Raw genomic sequence first — 17152 nt, forward strand, 5'->3', positions numbered from 1 at the left:
ATGCGGTCATGTTTCTTCTACGTTTCCGAAAACCTTTAAGTCCAGGAGGCCACCATGAGACGAAGGCTGGCCGGGATCTCACTCCTCGGTGTGTTAACGCTCACAGCAGCGGCCTGCGGCAGCGGCGGCGGCTCGCAGCCGGCGGACGGTCCCGTGACGATCACCATGTGGACCCGCGCGGCCACCCAGGCGCAGAGCGAGCGCCTGGTGAAGGCCTACAACAGCAGTCACAAGAACCAGGTCAAGCTCACCGTCATACCGACCGACAACTACCAGCCGCGCATCGCCGCCGCGGCCGGCGCCAAGCAGCTTCCCGACGTCTTCGCGGCCGACGTCATCTTCGTCCCGAACTACACCTCCCAGGGCCTGTTCATGGACGTCACCGACAGGGTCGCGGCCCTGCCGTTCAAGGACAAGCTCGCGCCCTCGCACATGAAGCTCGGCACCCTCGACGGGCGGCAGTACACCCTCCCGCACACGCTCGACCTGTCGGTCTGGTTCTGGAACAAGGACCTCTACACCAAGGCCGGGCTCGACCCGGAGAAGGGGCCCACGACCCTGAAGGAGTTCGCCGAGCACGCCACCACCATCCAGGACAAGCTCGGCAAGGACGGCAAGGTGCACGGCACCTTCTTCGGCGGCAACTGCGGCGGCTGCTACGTGTTCACGTTCTGGCCGTCGGTGTGGGCGGCCGGCGGGCAGGTCATGAATCCGGAGGGCACCACCTCGCTCAACGACCAGCCGGCCATGATTGAGGTCTTCAAGACCTACCGCGAACTGTACGAGAACAAGGTCACGGGCCCGACGACCAAGGAGGAGCAGGGGCCGACCTGGACCGGCTTCTTCCCCAAGGGCGAGATCGGCGTCATGCCGATGCCCTCGACCATGCTCGGCCTGATGCCCGAGGACATGGAGATCGGCGTCACCGCGATCGCCGGGCCCGACGGCGGCGAGTCGACGTTCGTCGGCGGCGACTCCATCGGCGTCTCCGCCACCTCCGAGCACGCGGACGCGGCCTGGGAGTTCCTGTCCTGGACGGTCGCCGACGAGGCGCAGGTCGAGATCATGGCCAAGAACAAGGACGTGGTCGCGCGCATCGACCTGGCCGGAAACAAGTACTCCGCCGAGGACCCGCGCGTGGAGCTGATCAACTCGCTGGTCGCCAAGGGCCAGACGCCGTACGCGCTGCGCTTCGGCCAGACCTTCAACGACCCGCAGGGGCCGTGGTTGCGGCTGGCCCGCGAGGCCGTGTTCGGGGACGCCTCGAAGATCCCCCAGCTCAACGCCGAGATCACGAAGTCGCTGCAACAATGACGTTGACGAGCAGCCGATCCGGCACACGATCCGGGCGGCGGCCGGCCCACTCCGCGCCGCCCGCCCGGTGGCGGAGCAGGAAGGTCCAGGGCTGGTTGTACGCGGCCCCGACCGCCGTCATCGTGGGCGTGTTGTTCCTCGCGCCCCTGGTGCTGGTCGTCTGGATGTCGCTGAACCGCTGGCCGCTGCTCGGCCCGGCCCGGTTCAACGCCCCCGACAACTACCTCAAGATCGCCGACAACGCGCTCTTCGTGGACGCGGTGTTCTTCACGCTCAAGTACACCGCGATCACCACGGTCCTGCTGTCGGCCGTCGCGCTCGGCCTTGCCCTGCTCGTGCAGGAGCGCGGGCCGGGCATCGGCTTCTTCAGGACCGCGTTCTTCCTGCCGGGGGCCGTCGGCTTCGCCGCCGCGGGCCTGCTGTTCTACGGCATGCTGAACAACGACTTCGGCCCCGTCGACCCCATGCTCCAGGCGCTGGGCATCACCAGCGAGCCCGTCAAGTGGATCGGCACGCCCGACATGGCGTTGTTCTCCACGATCGCGCTGGTGCTCTGGCGCTTCGCCGGGTTCAACATGCTCATCCTGCTGACCGGTCTCCAGGCGATCCCGGTCGAGGTCTACGAGGCCGCCAGGAGCGACGGCGCCGGCCGCTGGCAGATCTTCACCAGGATCACGCTGCCGCTGCTGCGCCCGACGCTGGCGCTCATGCTGATCCTCAGCGTCACGGGCTCGCTGCTGGCCTTCGACCAGTTCTTCGTCTTCACCAACGGCGGCCCCGACAACAGCACGGTCTCCATGGTCATGGTCATCTACCGGGCCGCGTTCTTCCGCTTCGACCTCGGCGGCGCGGCGGCGATGTCGGTCGTGCTGCTCGTGGCCCTGGTCGGGCTCAACACGCTGATGATGCGGAGGCTTCGGTGAGCCGGTATCTCACGCTGTCCGCCCTGGCGGTGCTGTTCCTGTTCCCGCTGGTGTGGAGCGGGTACGCGTCAATGGAGGAGCCGTCCAACTACCTGGAGATGGCTCGCTTCGGCGAGGGCGTCGGCACGTACACGACCAACAGCGCGCTGGTGTCGTTCATGACGGTGGCGGGCACGCTGGCCGTCTCGGCGCTCGGCGGCTACGGCTTCGCCCGCTTCGACTTCCCGGGCAAGAACCTGCTGTTCCTGGCCACGCTGGCGATCCTCATGGTGCCGTACGCGACGATCCTGATCCCGCTCTACGTCCTGCTCGGCTACCTCGGCCTGCAGAACTCCCTGGTCGGGCTCTCGCTGGTGTTCGTGATGTTCCAGCTGCCGTTCGCGCTGTTCATGATGCGCAACGCGTTCGAGGCGGTGCCGCGCGAGCTGGAGGAGGCCGCGCTGGTGGACGGCTGCGGCACGTTCAGGGCCTTCTCCAGGATCCTGCTGCACGCCGTGCGGCCCGCGCTGATCACAGTGGGCCTGTTCGCGTTCCTCGCCTCGTGGAACGACTTCTTCGCGCCGCTCATCCTGCTCAACGACGGCGCGTCGTTCACCCTGCCGGTGGCCGTGGTCAGCATGACGTCGCAGACGATGGGCGCGATCGACTACGGCATGCTCCAGTCGGGCGTCATGGTCATGGCCATTCCCTGTCTCATCCTCTTCATCGTGCTGCAGCGCCACTACGTGCGCGGATTCATGTCAGGAGCTCTGCGTGGCTGACCCCGTCGTGCCCTCATCGGGCGTCCTCTCCCCGCTCGGCCTCGACGCGGTACGGCTGTCGCCCGGTTTCTGGGGCGACCGGGTCGCGCTGAACCGCGAGGTCACGATCGCCCACTGCCAGGAATGGGAGGAACGCGAAGGCTGGATCGGCAACTTCCGCGGCGAGCGCCCCCGGAGGGGCCGGGAGTTCAGCGACTCGGAGATCTACAAGCTGCTGGAGGCCATGGCCTGGGCGGACCACCCGGGCCTGCCGGCGCTGGCGGAGACCGTGGCCCAGGCCCAGGAGGGCGACGGCTATCTCAACACCCGCTGGTCCGGCAGCCGCTACACCGACTTCGAGTGGGGTCACGAGCTCTACTGCTACGGCCACCTCATCCAGGCCGGGGTCGCCCGGCTGCGCGTGCACGGCGAGGACCTGCTCACGCAGGTCGCCGTCAGGGCCGCCGACCACGTGTGCCGCCGCTTCATGGAGGGCACGCGGACGTGCGGGCATCCCGTGATCGAGATGGCCCTCGTCGAGCTCTACCGCGCGACCGGGACCGAACGTTACCTGGAGATGGCCCGCCGCTTCGTCGACCGGCGCGGCCTGCCCGCGCTGGCCGACATCCCCTTCGGCCGCGCCTACTACCAGGACGACCTGCCCGTCAGGCAGGCGCAGGTGTTCCGCGGCCATGCGGTCCGCGCGCTCTACCTGGCCTCGGGCGTGGTGGACGTGGCCGTCGAGACCGGCGACGAGGAGCTGCTGAAGGCGGTCGAGGCGCAGTGGGAGCGCACGGTCGCGCGGCGCACCCACCTGACCGGCGGGATGGGGTCGCGGCACGCCGACGAGTCGTTCGGCGAGGACCACGAGCTGCCGCCGGACCGGGCCTACAACGAGACGTGCGCGAGCATCGCCTCCATCATGCTGTCGCACCGGCTGCTGCTGGCCACGGGCGACGCCCGCTACGCCGACCTGGCCGAGCGCACGCTGTACAACATGCTGGCCACGGGGGTCGCCCTGGACGGCCGGTCGTTCTTCTACGCCAACCCGCTGCAGGTGCGGGTGCCCGCGGTGCCGCTGGAGGGCGTCAATCACGCCCCCGAGGGCGGGCTGCGCTCGCCGTGGTTCGACGTGTCCTGCTGCCCGAACAACATCGCCCGCACGATGGCCTCGTTGCCCGCCTACGTCGCGACCTCCTCGGACGACGGGATCCAGATCCACCACCTCACGCCGTCGGAGATCCGGCACGGGCGGCTGGCGGTCAGGGTCGAGACCGGCTACCCGTGGACCGGCTCGGTGCGCGTGCGGGTGCTGGAGGGCGGTCCAGGAGGCATCACGTTGCGCGTGCCCGCCTGGGCCTCGGACGCGACGATCGCGCACGTGCCCGCGTCGTCTCCCGGAGCGCCGCTGCCCGACGGCCCCGTGGTCAGGCCGGCGCCTCCCGGTTACGTCTCCGTGGAGGGGCCGTGGCGGGCCGGCGACGAGATCCGGCTGGAGCTGCCGATGGCGCCCCGGTGGACGTTCCCCGACCGGCGGATCGACGCGCTGCGGGGGAGCGCCGCGGTCGAGCGGGGACCGCTGGTCTACTGCGCGGAGTCGGTGGCCGACGAGCCGCCGCTCGGCGACCTGACCGCGCGGGTCGAGCCGCCCGTGGAGCACGAGGTGGACGGCGTGGTCGAGCTGGAGGTGGCGGCGGCGCTCGGCTCGGGGGGCGAGGGCGGCTGGCCGTACACGCCGGTCGCCGGCGGGCGGGCGGGCGGCCCGGACGTCACGCTGCGGCTCGTGCCCTACCACCGGTGGGGCAACCGCGGCCCCGCGACCATGCGTGTCTGGCTACCGATCTGACCCCTGGAGATGCACATGCGTGAACGGCTGGCCCTTCTGGCGGTGTTAGCGCTCACAGCCTCCCTTGCCGCGGCGCCTTCGCACGCGGCGCAGGACGACCTCGGCATGCCGGTGTTCACCGGCGGCGACCCGGTGCCCGCCGAGCCCGTGAAATACCACCCGCGCACGATGATGAAGGCCATCTACGACAAGGAGAAGGGCGGCGACTCGTACTGGATCGACCGCATGCTCGCCCGGCCGGGCGACGACCCGGCGGGCTCGTGGCTGATGTCGCGCGGGCGGGCGTTGTTCATGAAGGAGCACGACCCCGGCAAGATCGGCTTCGGCGGGTACGTCGCGTACTGGGAGAGCATCGACGACCGCGACGCGTACACGATCTCGCTCGGCGCCGGCCTCACCGAGGAGGTGGCCGAGCGGCTGCAGATGCCCAGCCACTGGACCGGCCGCTACACCGGGGACGGGCTCGCGGTCGGGGTGAAGAAGTTCATCACGCACGAGAACGTCGCCGTCACGACCCTGGAGATCACCAACACGGGGCCGGAGCCGCGTTCCGTGCCCGTCACCGTGACCTCGCCCTACGCGAAGACCGCCGACGGCGACCGGGAGCTGACCGGTGTCGTCGCGGCCAGGAACGAGCTGACCACGATCTTCCCCCGGCTCAGCGGCGACGGGCTGAAGGTCGCCGGCGGTGAGCTGAAGGGCTCGGTGGACGTCGCGCCGGGCAGGACCGTGCGCACCAAGGTGCAGATGGGCTTCGTCACGGAGGAGCTGCCGGGCTCGCGACCGGAGTACGACGACTACCGGGAACGGTCGCCCGAGAAGGCCCTGCGACGCCAGCTACAGGACTACAACGCCTGGTGGGCGGAGAACCTGCCCTACATCGACGTGCCCGACGAGAACATCAAGAAGTTCGTGTACTACCGCTGGTGGCTCATGCGCTTCAACTTCCTCGACGCCGACATCCCGGGCAACGACTTCCAGTTCCCGACGTCGGTCGAGGGAGCGCTGGGTTACAACAACGCGATCGTGCTGACCGTGCCGATGTTCGTGCAGGACCTGAAGTATCTGCGGAACCCGATCTACTCGTACGGGCCGTGGGTGTCGGCGGGCGAAGTATCGCGAAACTCGAAATATACGGATAATCCGGGCGATCCCGAGAACTGGTCGAACAGCTACACCCAGTACATCTCGGCGGCGGCGCTGGAGAGTTACCAGATCCACGGCGGGCAACCCGCGATCCTGCGCAACCTCGCCCGCTACGCGGAGAAGGACGTCTACGGCCAGCTCGCCGCCTACGACTCCAACGACAACGGCGTCATCGAGTACGACTGGGAGGCGATGACCGGCAACGACGCCGACGCGGTGTCGTTCCACTACTACGACCGGGCCAACGAGCGGCTGGAGGGCGCCTACGTCTACGCCAACGCGATGGCGGCGGCGCAGGCGTACGCGTTGTCCGGCGACCCGGCCAGGGCCGCCGAACTGCGCGGTGTGGCCGGCAAGGTGAAGAACGGCATCCTCACCCTGCTCTGGGACGAGGAGAACAACCTGTTCAAGCACCGCGACCTGCAGACGGGCAACCTGATCCCGTGGAAGGAGTCCAACAACTACATCCCGTACGCGACGGGGCTGGTGCCGACCGACGACCCGAAATACCGGGAGGCGCTGCGCTTGTGGGCCGACCCTGCGGAATATCCGATATTTCCGGCGTATACGGCTAATCAGAAGGACAAGGCGGAGGCCGCCGCCGCCGGCAAACCGGGCTCCAACAACTTCTCCCAGATCAACTCCACCAGGAACTTCGCGCTGTTCTCCAAGGCGCTGCGCCAGTACGCCTCGCCGTACATCACCGCCGGCCAGTACAAGCAGCTGCTCTACTGGAACGCCTGGTCGCAGTTCGTCGGCGGCGACACCCGCTATCCCGACGCCAACGAGTTCTGGTCGAACTGGAACCCGCGGACCAAGACCATCGACTACCGGTCCTGGATCCACCACACCATCCTGGGCAGCAGCAACTGGACCATGATCGAGGACGTCATGGGCCTGCGCCCCCGCTCCGACGGCAAGGTCGAGCTCTGGCCGGTGGACATCGGCTGGGACCACTTCACCGTCAATGGCGTCAACTACCGGGGCGACGACCTGACGATCGTCTGGGACAGGCCGGGCGACGGCACGAGGCACTACGCCGGGGTGCCCGAGGGTTACTCGATCCTCGTCGACGGCAGGCGCAAGGTCACGCTCTCCGGCCTGGCGCACGCCGTCTGGGACCCGGAGACGGGCAAGGTCGAGGGCGGGCAGGTGGTGCACGCCGAGAAGGCCAGGTCGCTCAAGGCCCCCGCCGAGGTGGAGCTGACCGGCGACCGCATCGAGGACCTGTTCCAGAAGGCCGGCGTGGACCTGCGCTCCACCCGCCCCAACCTGGTCGAGTCGGTCACCGCCTCCCACGGTGACGCCGTCGGCGCGGCCGACGGGTTCACGATCAACGAGCCGTACTGGAGCAGCGAGGGCTCCGGCAAGGCACAGGACTGGCTGGAGGTGGACCTCGGCTCGGCGCGGCCCGTGGACCGGCTCAAGCTGTACTTCGTCAACGACCGCAGGGAGGCGGGCCACAGCGAACCGGCCTTCTACTCGGTGCGGTACCTCGACGGCGACACGTGGAAGGACGTGCCCCGGCAGGCCAGGCAGCCGGTCTACCCCCGCGCCAACCTCAACGAGGTGAGCTTCCCGCCCGTCACCGCGCGGAAGCTGCGCGTGCTCGTCACCCACCGGCCCGGCCACGCGACGGGCGTGAAGGAGGTCCAGGCGTACGCGACCGGCCGGCGGCCGCCGCAGCCGCGCAACCAGGCGCCGTACGTGCTGGCCGTGCCCGACCCCACGTTCGGCAGGCCCGGTCAGGCCCGCGTCGACGCCGTGGTCAAGGACGACGGGCTGCCCTCGGGCAAGCTCACCACCCAGTGGACCAAGGCAGACGGGCCCGGCGACGCGTTCTTCACCGACCCGACCGGGACGAGCACGGTCATCTCGTTCACCGAGGCGGGCACGTACACGCTGGAACTCACCGCCGACGACGGCGAGCGCAGCACCACCGCGACCGTGACCGTCACCGCCGGCGCCCAGGGCGAGCAGGCGAACGTGGCCCCCTACGCCACGCCCACCGCCTCCTACACCTCGCCGTGGGAGCAGGTCGCCGCGGTCAACGACGGTATCGACCCGCCACGCTCCAACGACGGCGCAAACCCGCGCTGGGGCACCTGGCCGCAGCAGGGCACGCAGTGGGTGCAGCTCGAATGGCCCGCGCCCGTGCGGGTGAACAAGGCCGAGGTGTACTTCTTCGACGACGGGGGCGGCGTGCGCGTCCCGGCCTCGTGGCGGATCCAGCAGTGGGACGGCGACTCGTTCGAGGACGTCCCCGGCACCTACCCGGTGGCGGCCGACGCCTACAACACCGTCTCCTTCGACACCGTCTCGACCTCGAAGCTCCGCGTCCAGCTGGAGTCGGGCGCGGGGTCGGTCGGGTTGCTGGAGTGGAAGGTGTACGCGATCCCGCCCGACTCGGTGCGTCCCGTGCACGTCCCGACCCCGGCCGGCACGCTGCCCGAGCTGCCGCGCACCGTCGAGACCCGCTACGCGGACGGCGCCCGCGGCCAGGCCGCCGTCACCTGGCAGCAGGTGACCCCCGACCAGGTCGAGACCGGCGGCACCAGCTTCACCGTCGCCGGCCTCGCCGAGGGCGTCCGCCAACCCGCCCAGGCCACCGTGTACGTCAGGACGACGTCGGAGGTGACGATCACGTCGATCGCCGAGGAACCGGTCACGACCCGGCCCGGGGTCGCGCCGGCGCTGCCGGAGACCGTCGTCGCGACGTACAACGACGGCTCCAGGGACAGTTCGGTCGCGGTCACCTGGGAGGCGGTCGATCCCGGCGACTACGCCCGGCCCGGCACCTTCACGGTGACGGGCCGGGTCGAGGGCACCACGATTCCCGCCAGGGCTGCGGTCACCGTCGAATGAGCGCCGAGGCCCGCCGCGGCCGGGCCGGTCACCGCGCTCACCTCCGATCCCGCGGACCTCGCCGCCCTGTGCGGCAACCGCGTCACCGTCATCAAGATCTGAGACGGTCCCGCCGTGTCCCCGCCCGGTAGCAACCGCGGCGGGGACGCGGCGGACGGTCAGGACGCGGCGCAGGTGTAGGAGCCCGCCGTGGCCGTGTCGCCGCCGGGGCGGCTCGCCTGGAAGCCGAAGCTGGTGGAGCCGCCGGCGGCCAGGCTGCCGTTGTAGCCCGCGTTCCGCGCCGTGACGGTCTGCCCGCTGACGCTCAGCGTGGCGTTCCACGAGCCGGTGACGGTGTGCCCGCTGGGCAGCGTGAAGGTGACCGTCCAGCCGCTGATGGCGGAGGAGCCGCCGTTGGTGACGGCGACCTGCGTGACGTAGCCGCCGTCCCACTGGCTCTGCACCGTGCCGGTGGTCGTGCAGCCGCCGCCGGGGCCGCCGCCGGACGACGTGGTGAACGTGGTCGTGGCGGAGTTGCCGGACAGGTTGCCCGCGCCGTCGCGGGCGCGCACGTACACCTGGTACTCCGTCGCGGCGCTGAGCCCGGTCAGCGTGATCGCGTTGGTGGCGGTCTGGCCGAGCAGGGTGTCGGTGCCGCCCTGCTCGCGGTAGACGTTGTAGCCGGCCAGGCCGGAGCCGCCGGAGTCGGTGGCGGCCGTCCAGCTGAGGGCGGCGCCGCTCGCGGTCACGTTCGTGGCCGACGGAGTGCCGGGTGTGGTCGGCGCGGTGGTGTCGTCACCGGTGCCGCCGCCGAAGAACGTCGCCTCGCGTGAGGTCTGCCCGATGCCGTCGGCGCCGTGGAAGATGCGCTCGCCCCAGGAGGTCAGGCTGGAGGCGTTGAAGTCGTTCACCATGTCGAGGTATTCGACGCCGCCGCCGTTGCCGCTCCACGACCAGCCGATGTAGCCGATGCCGCGCGACCGGGCCTCGGACATGATCGTGTCCTCGTCCGGGTTGCCGTCGGAGTGGTCGTGCCCGAACTCGCCGATCACCAGCGGCAGGCCGGCCGACTGGAAGGCGCCGAGGTAGGCGGTGATCTCGGAGGCCGTGTCGAAGACGCCGTACATGTGGACGGAGAAGACCGTGTTGTCCTGGGGGTCGGCGGCGGCGACGGTCCTGGCGTTGTCACGCATGGTGAACTGCCAGTCCTGGCCCCAGTTGGGCGCGTCCACCATGAGCAGGTGGTCGAAGCCGAGGCCGCGCATCCGGGTGATCGCGTTGGTGGTCGCGCTGGTCCAGGCGGAGACGTCGTTGTTGCCGTAAGGCTCGTTGCCGATGTTGATGACGATGAAGTCCTCGGTGCCGGTGAGCGCGCTCCTGACGCTGCTCCAGTAGTCGACGGCCTGGCTGAGCGTGTACGCGCCGCTCTGCTCGCCGTATCCGGTCGTGTCGTGGTTTTCGAGCACGCATATTAACCGGTTCTGTCTGCACAGGGATACGACGTTGGCCACGTCGGCGGCGTCGTTGGGGGTCCACCTGCCGCCGCTCAGCACCACGCGGACCGTGTTGGCCCGCAACGACTTGATGCCGGCGAAGGAGCCGGTCTGGCTGGTGAACCAGGTGTGCGCATGGCTGACGCCGCGCATGACGAACGGGTTCCCGTTGGCCTCCACGATCCTGGTGCCGCTGACCCGGAGCCCGGCCGCGGCGTGCGCGGGAGCGGGGGCGACGATCATCGAGACGAGGAGCGACAGGAACGCCGCGGCCACGAGCCCGAGCCGGTTGGTCATGAGGGTGCCTTTCCGCTGGGGTTAACCGGTTATGTAACCGGCATGGTCTGCGGATTCGGCCCTCGTGTACAGCGCCGGGCGGGAGGCGGCACGCGCTTCCGAGCCCCGGGGAAGGGCCCTACATGGGAAGACGCCCGGCCCGGCCCGGCGCGCGCCGGCGGCCCAGGGGTGAAACTTTCATCTGAGCGTGGGCAGCCCGGCTGCCAGCGCCATGAGGGCGCGGACGAGGCTGGGCCGCAGCTGGGGGCAGTGCGCGGCGAGCTCGGGATTCTGGGCGTAGACCTCGGCCATCGTGGGGGGCGGGTTGGCGGCCGGATAGAGCATGCCGGCCAGCCCCGCGGCGGCGGAGACGAGCTCCGCCCCCTCGCTGTCCGTCAGCCCCGTTGCGCGGCCGACCCGCGCGCCCAGGTCGGCGGCCGTGCGCAGCGCCGTGACCTTGAACTCGCGGGCCGCCGGGACCGACACGTTGTGCTCCAGGCTGGTGCTCGCATGGCTGAGCAGGTCGCAGAAGAGTGGCTGATCGGTGATCGTGTCCGCCAGAGCCGCCGCCACGTCGGCCGTGTCGCGGGCCGTGCGCAGCCGGTCGGTGACCGCGTCCGCCCACCGCTGCCACTCCTCGCAGGCGAGGACGAGGTAGATCTCCTCCCGGGTGCCGAAATAGCGCACGACGTTGGACTTCGCCAGCCCGACCGCCTCCGCCACGGCCCCCAGGCTGACGTTGCGCACGCCGGACGCGGTGGCGAGCTCGCGCGCGGCGGAGAGGATCGCCTCACGCCGCTGCTGTTTGTGCTCGGGTCGCCTGGCCCGCAGGAAGGTCCGCGTCATCGTCGCCCAGCATACGACGCCCATTTAAAAGAACACCGTTCTCTTGTTAAGGAAACGCTGTTCTGTTAGCGTCGCCGGAACACCGGTTCCGACGGAAGGAAGCGCGTGACGGAGATACGGATGCGAGTGAACGGCGCCGCCGAGTCCCTCGACGTCGAGCCGTGGGTCAGCCTGCTCGACGCCCTGCGGGACCGGCTCGGCGTCACCGGCCCCAAGAAGGGCTGCGACCAGGGCGCCTGCGGCGCCTGCACGGTGCTCGCCGACGGCGTGCGCATCAACGCCTGCCTGGCCCTGGCCGTCCAGTACGACGGCAAGGAGATCACCACGATCGAGGGCCTGGCGACCGGCGACGACCTGCACCCGTTGCAGGCGGCGTTCATCCGGCACGACGGCCTCCAGTGCGGCTACTGCACACCCGGCCAGATCTGCTCGGCGGTCGCCATGCTGGCCGAACACCGCGCGGGCATGCCCAGCGCCGTGACGGAGCGGTCGGGAGAGCTCGACGAGGCCGAGATCAGGGAGCGCATGAGCGGCAACCTGTGCCGCTGCGGCGCCTACAACGGCATCGTCGACGCCATCAAGGACGTCGCGGGGCAGGAGGCACGGTGAAGCCGTTCGCCTACGTCAAGCCCGCCGACGTCGCCGGCGCCGTCCGCGCCGTCTCCGACGAGCCCGGCGCGAAGTTCCTCGGCGGTGGCACCAACCTGGTCGACCTCATGCGCGAGGGTGTCGAGCGTCCCGACACGGTCGTCGACGTCACCGGCCTGCCCCTCGACACCGTCGACCAGCTGCCCGGCGGCGGGCTGCGGATCGGCGCGATGGTGCGCAACAGCTCGCTCGCCGCCGACGAGCGGGTGCGCGCCCGCTACCCGATGTTGTCGCAGGCGATCCTCGCCGGGGCCTCGGCCCAGCTCCGCAACATGGCGACCGTCGGCGGCAACCTGCTCCAGCGCACCCGCTGCCCCTACTTCTACGACCCCGCCGCCGCCTGCAACAAGCGAGAGCCGGGCGGCGGCTGCGACGCGCTCGGCGGGTTCAACCGGTCACACGCCGTCCTGGGCGTCAGCGGCAGCTGCATCGCCGCGCACCCCTCCGACATGTGCGTGGCGCTGGCCGCGCTCGACGCCGTGATCGAGGTGGAGAGCGTACGCGGGACGCGGCGCATCCCCATGACGGGCTTCCACCGGCTGCCCGGCGACACACCGGAGATCGAGACGGAGCTGGCCCCCGACGAGCTGGTCACGGCGGTGGAGCTGCCGCCCGCCCCGTTCGCGGCCCGCTCCCGATACCGCAAGGTGCGCGACCGGGCGTCGTACGCGTTCGCCCTGGTCTCCGTGGCGGCGGCGCTGGAGGTGCGGGACGGCGCCGTGACGGCGGCGCGGCTGGCGCTCGGCGGCCTCGCGGCCAAGCCGTGGCGCGCGCACGAGGCGGAGCGGATCCTGCTCGGCGGGCCGGCGAGCGAGGAGTCCTTCGCCCGCGCGGCCGAGGCCGAGCTCGCCGGGGCCGACGTCCGGCCGGGCAACGCGTTCAAGGTCCACCTGGCGCGCGCCACGATCGTGGCCACGCTGCGCGAGCTGAACACCGGGAAGGGCACGGCATGACCACGAAATACGCCGAGACCGAGCCGCGGCAGGACGCCGTCAAGCACGTCGGACGCCCGGTCGACCGGGTCGACGGCCGGGCCAAGACCACCGGCGAGGCCCGCTACGCGGCCGAGCACCGCTACCCCGGGATGGCCCATGCCGCGCTCGTCCACGCCACGGTCGCCCGGGGCCGCATCGAGGCCGTCGACACCGAGGCCGCGCGGGCCGTGCCCGGCGTCATCGAGGTGCTCACCCACGAGAACGCCCCGGCCATGAAGCCGGCGCCGAAGACCAGCCTGATGAACCTCAGCTCGCTGGCCTCCGGCACGACGGTCAGCTACCTGGCCACGGACGAGGTGCACTGGAACGGCCAGCCGGTGGCGGTCGTGGTGGCCGAGACGCCCGAGACCGCCAGGCACGCGGCGTCCCTGGTGCGGGTCGCCTACCGCGAGCTGCCCGCCGTGGTGGACTTCGCGGCCGAGGAGCCGAACGCGTCGCCGCAGAAGAGCAGCGTGCTCCAGCCGGCCGGCGGCGACAAGGGCGACGCGGTGGCCGCGCTCGCCGCCGCGCCGGTGTCGGTGGACCTGCGCTTCACCACGCCGCCGGAGCACCACAACGCGATGGAGCCGCACGCCACGATCGCCGTGTGGGACGGCGACCGCCTGACCGTGCACGAGGGCACGCAGAACATCGCCTGGCTGCGCGCGCACCTGGCGCAGAGATTCGGCATCCCCGAGCGGGCGGTCAGGGTGCTGTCCCCCTACGTGGGCGGCGGGTTCGGCGGCAAGGGCTTCGTCTGGGCGGGCACGCTGCTCGCCGTGCTGGCCGCCCGCGCGACCGCCCGCCCCGTGCGGCTCGCCCTCACCAGGGAGGGCGTCTACCGCACGGTCGGCGGCCGGACCCCCACCGTGCAGCGGGTCGCGCTGGGCGCCGACGGCGACGGCGACCTGACCGCGCTGATCCACACCAGCGTGGCCATGACGGCCCGGATCGGCGGCATGCCCGAAGGGGTCGTCTCGTCCTCCCGACACCTCTACGACGCCGCCACCATCCACCTGCGGCAGCGCCTCGTCCGGCTCGACCTGCTCGCCAACACGGCCATGCGCGCCCCCGGCGACTCCGTCGGCTCCTTCGCCCTGGAGTCGGCCATGGACGAGCTGGCCTGCGAGCTGGGCATCGACCCGATCGAGCTGCGCAGGCGCAACGAGCCAGAGCGCAACCCGATGGACGGCAAACGGTTCACGCACCGGATGTTGCGCGAGGCGTACGAGGTGGGGGCGGAGCGCTTCGGGTGGCGCGAGCGCGATCCCCGGCCGGGCTCCATGCGGGACGGGCGCTGGCTGGTCGGCATGGGGGTCGCCACGGCGTACCACCCGTCGTTGACGATGCCGGCTGACGTCACCGTGCGGCTGGCCGCCGACGGCGCGGTCGTGGTGCGGTGCGCCCTGCAGGAGATCGGCGTCGGCGCGGCCACCGTGCAGGCCCAGATCACCGCGGACGAGCTGGGCGTGCCGCTGGAGGCCGTGCGCGTCGAGATCGGCGACTCCGAGCTGCCGGCCGGGCCGGGCGCGGGCGGGTCGGCGCAGACCGCCGGCGCCGCCGCGGGGGTGCTGGACGCGTGCCGCAAGCTCAAGGAGTCCGCGCTCGCCCTGGCGCGGCGGGCGCCTGACTCGCCGTTGCGCGGGCGCAGGCTGGACGACCTGGAGGCCCGCGACGGCGGGCTCTACCACGGAGGGCGCGGCGAGACGTACGCGGCGATCCTGGCCCGCGCGGGGCGCGACCACCTGGAGGCGGGTGGGGGGACGGGCATGCTCAAGTTCCTGGCGAAGACGCTGAACGAGCGCAGGCGCTGGGTGAAGGCCGCGAGCGGCGCCCACTTCTGCGAGGTGCGGGTCGACCGGGACACCGGCGAGGTACGCGTGTCGCGCTGGCTGGGCATGTTCGACGTCGGCCGGGTGATCAACGCGAAGACGGCGGCGGGGCAGCTGCGCGGCGGCATCGTGATGGGCATCGGCATGGCGCTGACGGAGGCGACCCAGGTGGACCCGCGCACCGGCCGCATCATGAACCCGAGCCTGTCCGAGTACCACGTTCCCGTGCACGCCGACATCCCGCGCATCGACGTGCACTGGCTGGACGAGCCCGACCCGACGATGCCCCTGGGGCTGCTCGGGATCGGGGAGGTGGGCATCACCGGGGTCGCCGCCGCCGTCGCGAACGCCGTCAGGCACGCCACCGGCAAGCGGGTCCTCGACCTGCCCATCACCCTCGACAAGCTGCTGTAGATCCACGGTTCGCCGGGCCGCTCCCGTTAGGCTTCCGTGGAAAAGGAGGCGCCCATGTCCCGCCCGCCCGTCCCGCCGTTCACCGAGGAGAGCGCTCGCGTCAAGGTGCAGGCCGCCGAGGACGCCTGGAACACCCGCGACCCGGAGAAGGTCGCGGGCGCGTACACCGAGGACTCGGTGTGGCGCAACCGCGACGAGTTCGTGACCGGCCGCGACCAGATCGTCGAGTTCCTGCGCCGCAAGTGGGCGAGGGAGCTCGACTACGCGCTGCGCAAGGAGCTGTGGGCGGTGCTGGGCGACCGCATCGCGGTGCGCTTCCAGTACGAGTCGCGCGACGCCTCCGGGCAGTGGTGGCGCAGCTACGGCAACGAGCAGTGGGAGTTCGACGAGTCGGGCCTGATGCGGCGCAGGGAGGCGAGCTTCAACGACGTGCCCATCACGGAGGCCGAGCGGCGCATCTTCGGCCCGCGCGGCGAGGCCGAGCACGGCGTGGACGTCCTGCCGCTCAGGTGAGGTAACGCAGCCACAGGTACGGCGTCGACAGCGCCACGGTCACGAACGTGACGACCAGCCCGTACTTCGTGAACTGCCAGAAGCTGATCGGGGTGCCGTTGCGGGCGGCGATGCCGAGGATGACGACGTTGGCCGCCGCCCCGACGGCCGTGGCGTTGCCGCCCAGGTCGGCGCCGATGGCCAGGGCCCACCACAACACCTGCGCCGACTCGCCGCCGCCCGCGGCCTGGACGAGCTCGGCCACGATGGGGCTCATGGTGGCGACGTACGGGATGTTGTCCACGACGGCCGAGAGCACGGCCGAGCCCCACAGCAGCACCATCGTCGAGAGCGCCAGCCGCCCGCCCGTGGCCTGCGCCGCCGCCTCGGAGATCAGCCCGATGACCCCGGTCTCCACCAGCGCCCCGACCATGACGAACAACCCCGCGAAGAACACCAGCGTCGGCCACTCGACCTCGCGGATGGCGTCCTCGGTCGTCACCCGGGTGGCCGCGACCAGCACGCCCGCGCCGAGCAACGCGACCACGGACGGCTCGTAGTGCAGCACGGGATGGAGCACGAACGCCGCCATCACCAGCACCAGCACGGCCAGCGACTGCCGCAGCAGCCGGCGGTCGGCGATGGCCTCCCGCTCGTTCAACGTCATGATCTCGGCAGCCCGCTCGGGGTCGTACGTGAACGCCGACCTGAACAACCACCGGCACAGCCCGATGAACACCGCCACCAGCACCACGATGAGCGGCCCCATGTGGACGAGGAAGTCGTTGAAGGTCAGGCCGCCGCGGCTGGCGATGATGATGTTCGGCGGGTCGCCGACGAGCGTGGACGCGCCGCCGATGTTCGACGCCAGCGCCTCGGCGATCAGGTAGGGGACCACGGGCAGCGCCAGCCGCTCGCACACCAGGAACGTCACGGGCGCGATCAGCAGCACGGTGGTCACGTTGTCGAGCAGCGCCGACGCGGACGCCGTGATCACGATCAGCAGCGCCATCAGCCGGAACGGCCGGCCCTTGGCCCGCTTGGCCGCCCAGATGGCCAGAAACTCGAAGACGCCGGTCTGCTTCAGCACCCCGACGATGATCATCATGCCGAGGAGCAGGAAGATCACGTTCCAGTCGATGCCGGAATGTTCGCTGAAGAACGCCGAGCCCGCGTCGGTGGCGTGGATCACCAGCATGATCGCCGCACCGCCGAGCGCCGCCGCGACCCGGTGCACCTTCTCAGTGGCGATCAACGTGTACGCGCACAGGAACGCGGCCACCGCCACCCAGGCCGTAACGGTCAAACGAACTCCAGACTCGGTGACAGGACCGCCGACCACACGTTATCAACCGCTGATCAGC

The 17152-nt window shown here is 70.9% G+C and carries 12 protein-coding genes; 9 read left to right on the forward strand and 3 right to left on the reverse strand.

The window, feature by feature from the left end:
* The first annotated feature begins 54 nt into the window (after window positions 1-54).
* From E1292_RS01930 to E1292_RS01950, 5 genes are read left to right on the forward strand one after another with little or no spacing between them, the layout of a single operon-like run.
* A complete protein-coding gene (locus E1292_RS01930) occupies window positions 55-1314 on the forward strand; it encodes an ABC transporter substrate-binding protein (protein ID WP_132591360.1) in 1260 nt (419 codons plus the stop codon).
* Complete coding sequence (locus tag E1292_RS01935; RefSeq protein ID WP_132591362.1) at window positions 1311-2237, forward strand: carbohydrate ABC transporter permease; 927 nt, start codon at window positions 1311-1313, stop codon at window positions 2235-2237. The genes E1292_RS01930 and E1292_RS01935 overlap by 4 nt, the downstream gene beginning before the upstream one ends.
* Window positions 2234-2998 (forward strand): carbohydrate ABC transporter permease, encoded by a 765-nt coding sequence (locus E1292_RS01940; RefSeq protein ID WP_132591364.1) that lies wholly within the window; start codon window positions 2234-2236, stop codon window positions 2996-2998. Before E1292_RS01935 ends, E1292_RS01940 begins: the two co-directional genes overlap by 4 nt.
* Window positions 2991-4823 carry a glycoside hydrolase family 127 protein gene (locus E1292_RS01945; RefSeq protein WP_132591366.1) on the forward strand — a complete coding sequence of 611 codons (1833 nt, stop codon included), beginning with the start codon at window positions 2991-2993 and terminating at the stop codon, window positions 4821-4823. Before E1292_RS01940 ends, E1292_RS01945 begins: the two co-directional genes overlap by 8 nt.
* A 15-nt stretch (window positions 4824-4838) precedes the next feature.
* Window positions 4839-8834: an Ig-like domain-containing protein gene (locus E1292_RS01950; protein ID WP_220446606.1), complete on the forward strand. Its 3996-nt coding sequence runs from the start codon at window positions 4839-4841 to the stop codon at window positions 8832-8834.
* A 158-nt stretch (window positions 8835-8992) separates the two neighbouring features.
* Here the strand turns inward: E1292_RS01950 and E1292_RS01960 are convergent, their stop codons facing one another.
* Together E1292_RS01960 and E1292_RS01965 are read right to left on the reverse strand one after the other, a co-directional pair.
* Entirely contained in the window at window positions 8993-10603 is a 1611-nt protein-coding gene (locus E1292_RS01960) for a cellulase family glycosylhydrolase (protein WP_132591368.1), read from the reverse strand.
* A 177-nt stretch (window positions 10604-10780) separates the two neighbouring features.
* A complete protein-coding gene (locus E1292_RS01965; RefSeq protein ID WP_132591369.1) occupies window positions 10781-11428 on the reverse strand; it encodes a TetR/AcrR family transcriptional regulator in 648 nt (215 codons plus the stop codon).
* A gap of 120 nt (window positions 11429-11548) precedes the next feature.
* Between E1292_RS01965 and E1292_RS01970 the strand changes: the two genes are divergently transcribed.
* From E1292_RS01970 to E1292_RS01985, 4 genes are read left to right on the forward strand one after another with little or no spacing between them, the layout of a single operon-like run.
* Window positions 11549-12037 (forward strand): (2Fe-2S)-binding protein, encoded by a 489-nt coding sequence (locus E1292_RS01970; protein ID WP_181958172.1) that lies wholly within the window; start codon window positions 11549-11551, stop codon window positions 12035-12037.
* Window positions 12034-13029: an FAD binding domain-containing protein gene (locus tag E1292_RS01975; protein WP_132591371.1), complete on the forward strand. Its 996-nt coding sequence runs from the start codon at window positions 12034-12036 to the stop codon at window positions 13027-13029. Before E1292_RS01970 ends, E1292_RS01975 begins: the two co-directional genes overlap by 4 nt.
* Window positions 13026-15296, forward strand: a complete 2271-nt coding sequence (locus E1292_RS01980; protein WP_132591372.1) for a xanthine dehydrogenase family protein molybdopterin-binding subunit — start codon at window positions 13026-13028, stop codon at window positions 15294-15296. Before E1292_RS01975 ends, E1292_RS01980 begins: the two co-directional genes overlap by 4 nt.
* Window positions 15297-15350: 54 nt before the next feature.
* The gene (locus E1292_RS01985; protein ID WP_132591374.1) at window positions 15351-15809 is read left to right on the forward strand and encodes a nuclear transport factor 2 family protein; all 459 of its coding nucleotides are present in this window, start codon (window positions 15351-15353) and stop codon (window positions 15807-15809) included.
* Here E1292_RS01985 and E1292_RS01990 read toward each other — a convergent pair.
* Window positions 15802-17094: an ArsB/NhaD family transporter gene (locus E1292_RS01990; protein WP_132591376.1), complete on the reverse strand. Its 1293-nt coding sequence runs from the start codon at window positions 17092-17094 to the stop codon at window positions 15802-15804. The two genes, E1292_RS01985 and E1292_RS01990, sit on opposite strands and share 8 nt — an antisense overlap.
* Window positions 17095-17152: the final 58 nt, after the last annotated feature.

Origin of the sequence: Nonomuraea deserti (assembly GCF_004348685.1) — a bacterium.
In the GTDB taxonomy this organism is placed as follows: Bacteria; Actinomycetota; Actinomycetes; order Streptosporangiales; family Streptosporangiaceae; genus Nonomuraea; species Nonomuraea deserti.

What these genes read in the sequence shown, in the direction of transcription:
- E1292_RS01930 (WP_132591360.1), top strand. Translation starts at nt 55, where the DNA reads ATGAGACGAAGGCTGGCCGGGATCTCACTCCTCGGTGTGTTAACGCTC.
- E1292_RS01935 (WP_132591362.1), top strand. Translation starts at nt 1,311, where the DNA reads ATGACGTTGACGAGCAGCCGATCCGGCACACGATCCGGGCGGCGGCCG.
- E1292_RS01950 (WP_220446606.1), top strand. Translation starts at nt 4,839, where the DNA reads ATGCGTGAACGGCTGGCCCTTCTGGCGGTGTTAGCGCTCACAGCCTCC.
- E1292_RS01960 (WP_132591368.1), bottom strand. Translation starts at nt 10,603, where the DNA reads ATGACCAACCGGCTCGGGCTCGTGGCCGCGGCGTTCCTGTCGCTCCTC.
- E1292_RS01965 (WP_132591369.1), bottom strand. Translation starts at nt 11,428, where the DNA reads ATGACGCGGACCTTCCTGCGGGCCAGGCGACCCGAGCACAAACAGCAG.
- E1292_RS01970 (WP_181958172.1), top strand. Translation starts at nt 11,549, where the DNA reads ATGCGAGTGAACGGCGCCGCCGAGTCCCTCGACGTCGAGCCGTGGGTC.
- E1292_RS01980 (WP_132591372.1), top strand. Translation starts at nt 13,026, where the DNA reads ATGACCACGAAATACGCCGAGACCGAGCCGCGGCAGGACGCCGTCAAG.
- E1292_RS01985 (WP_132591374.1), top strand. Translation starts at nt 15,351, where the DNA reads ATGTCCCGCCCGCCCGTCCCGCCGTTCACCGAGGAGAGCGCTCGCGTC.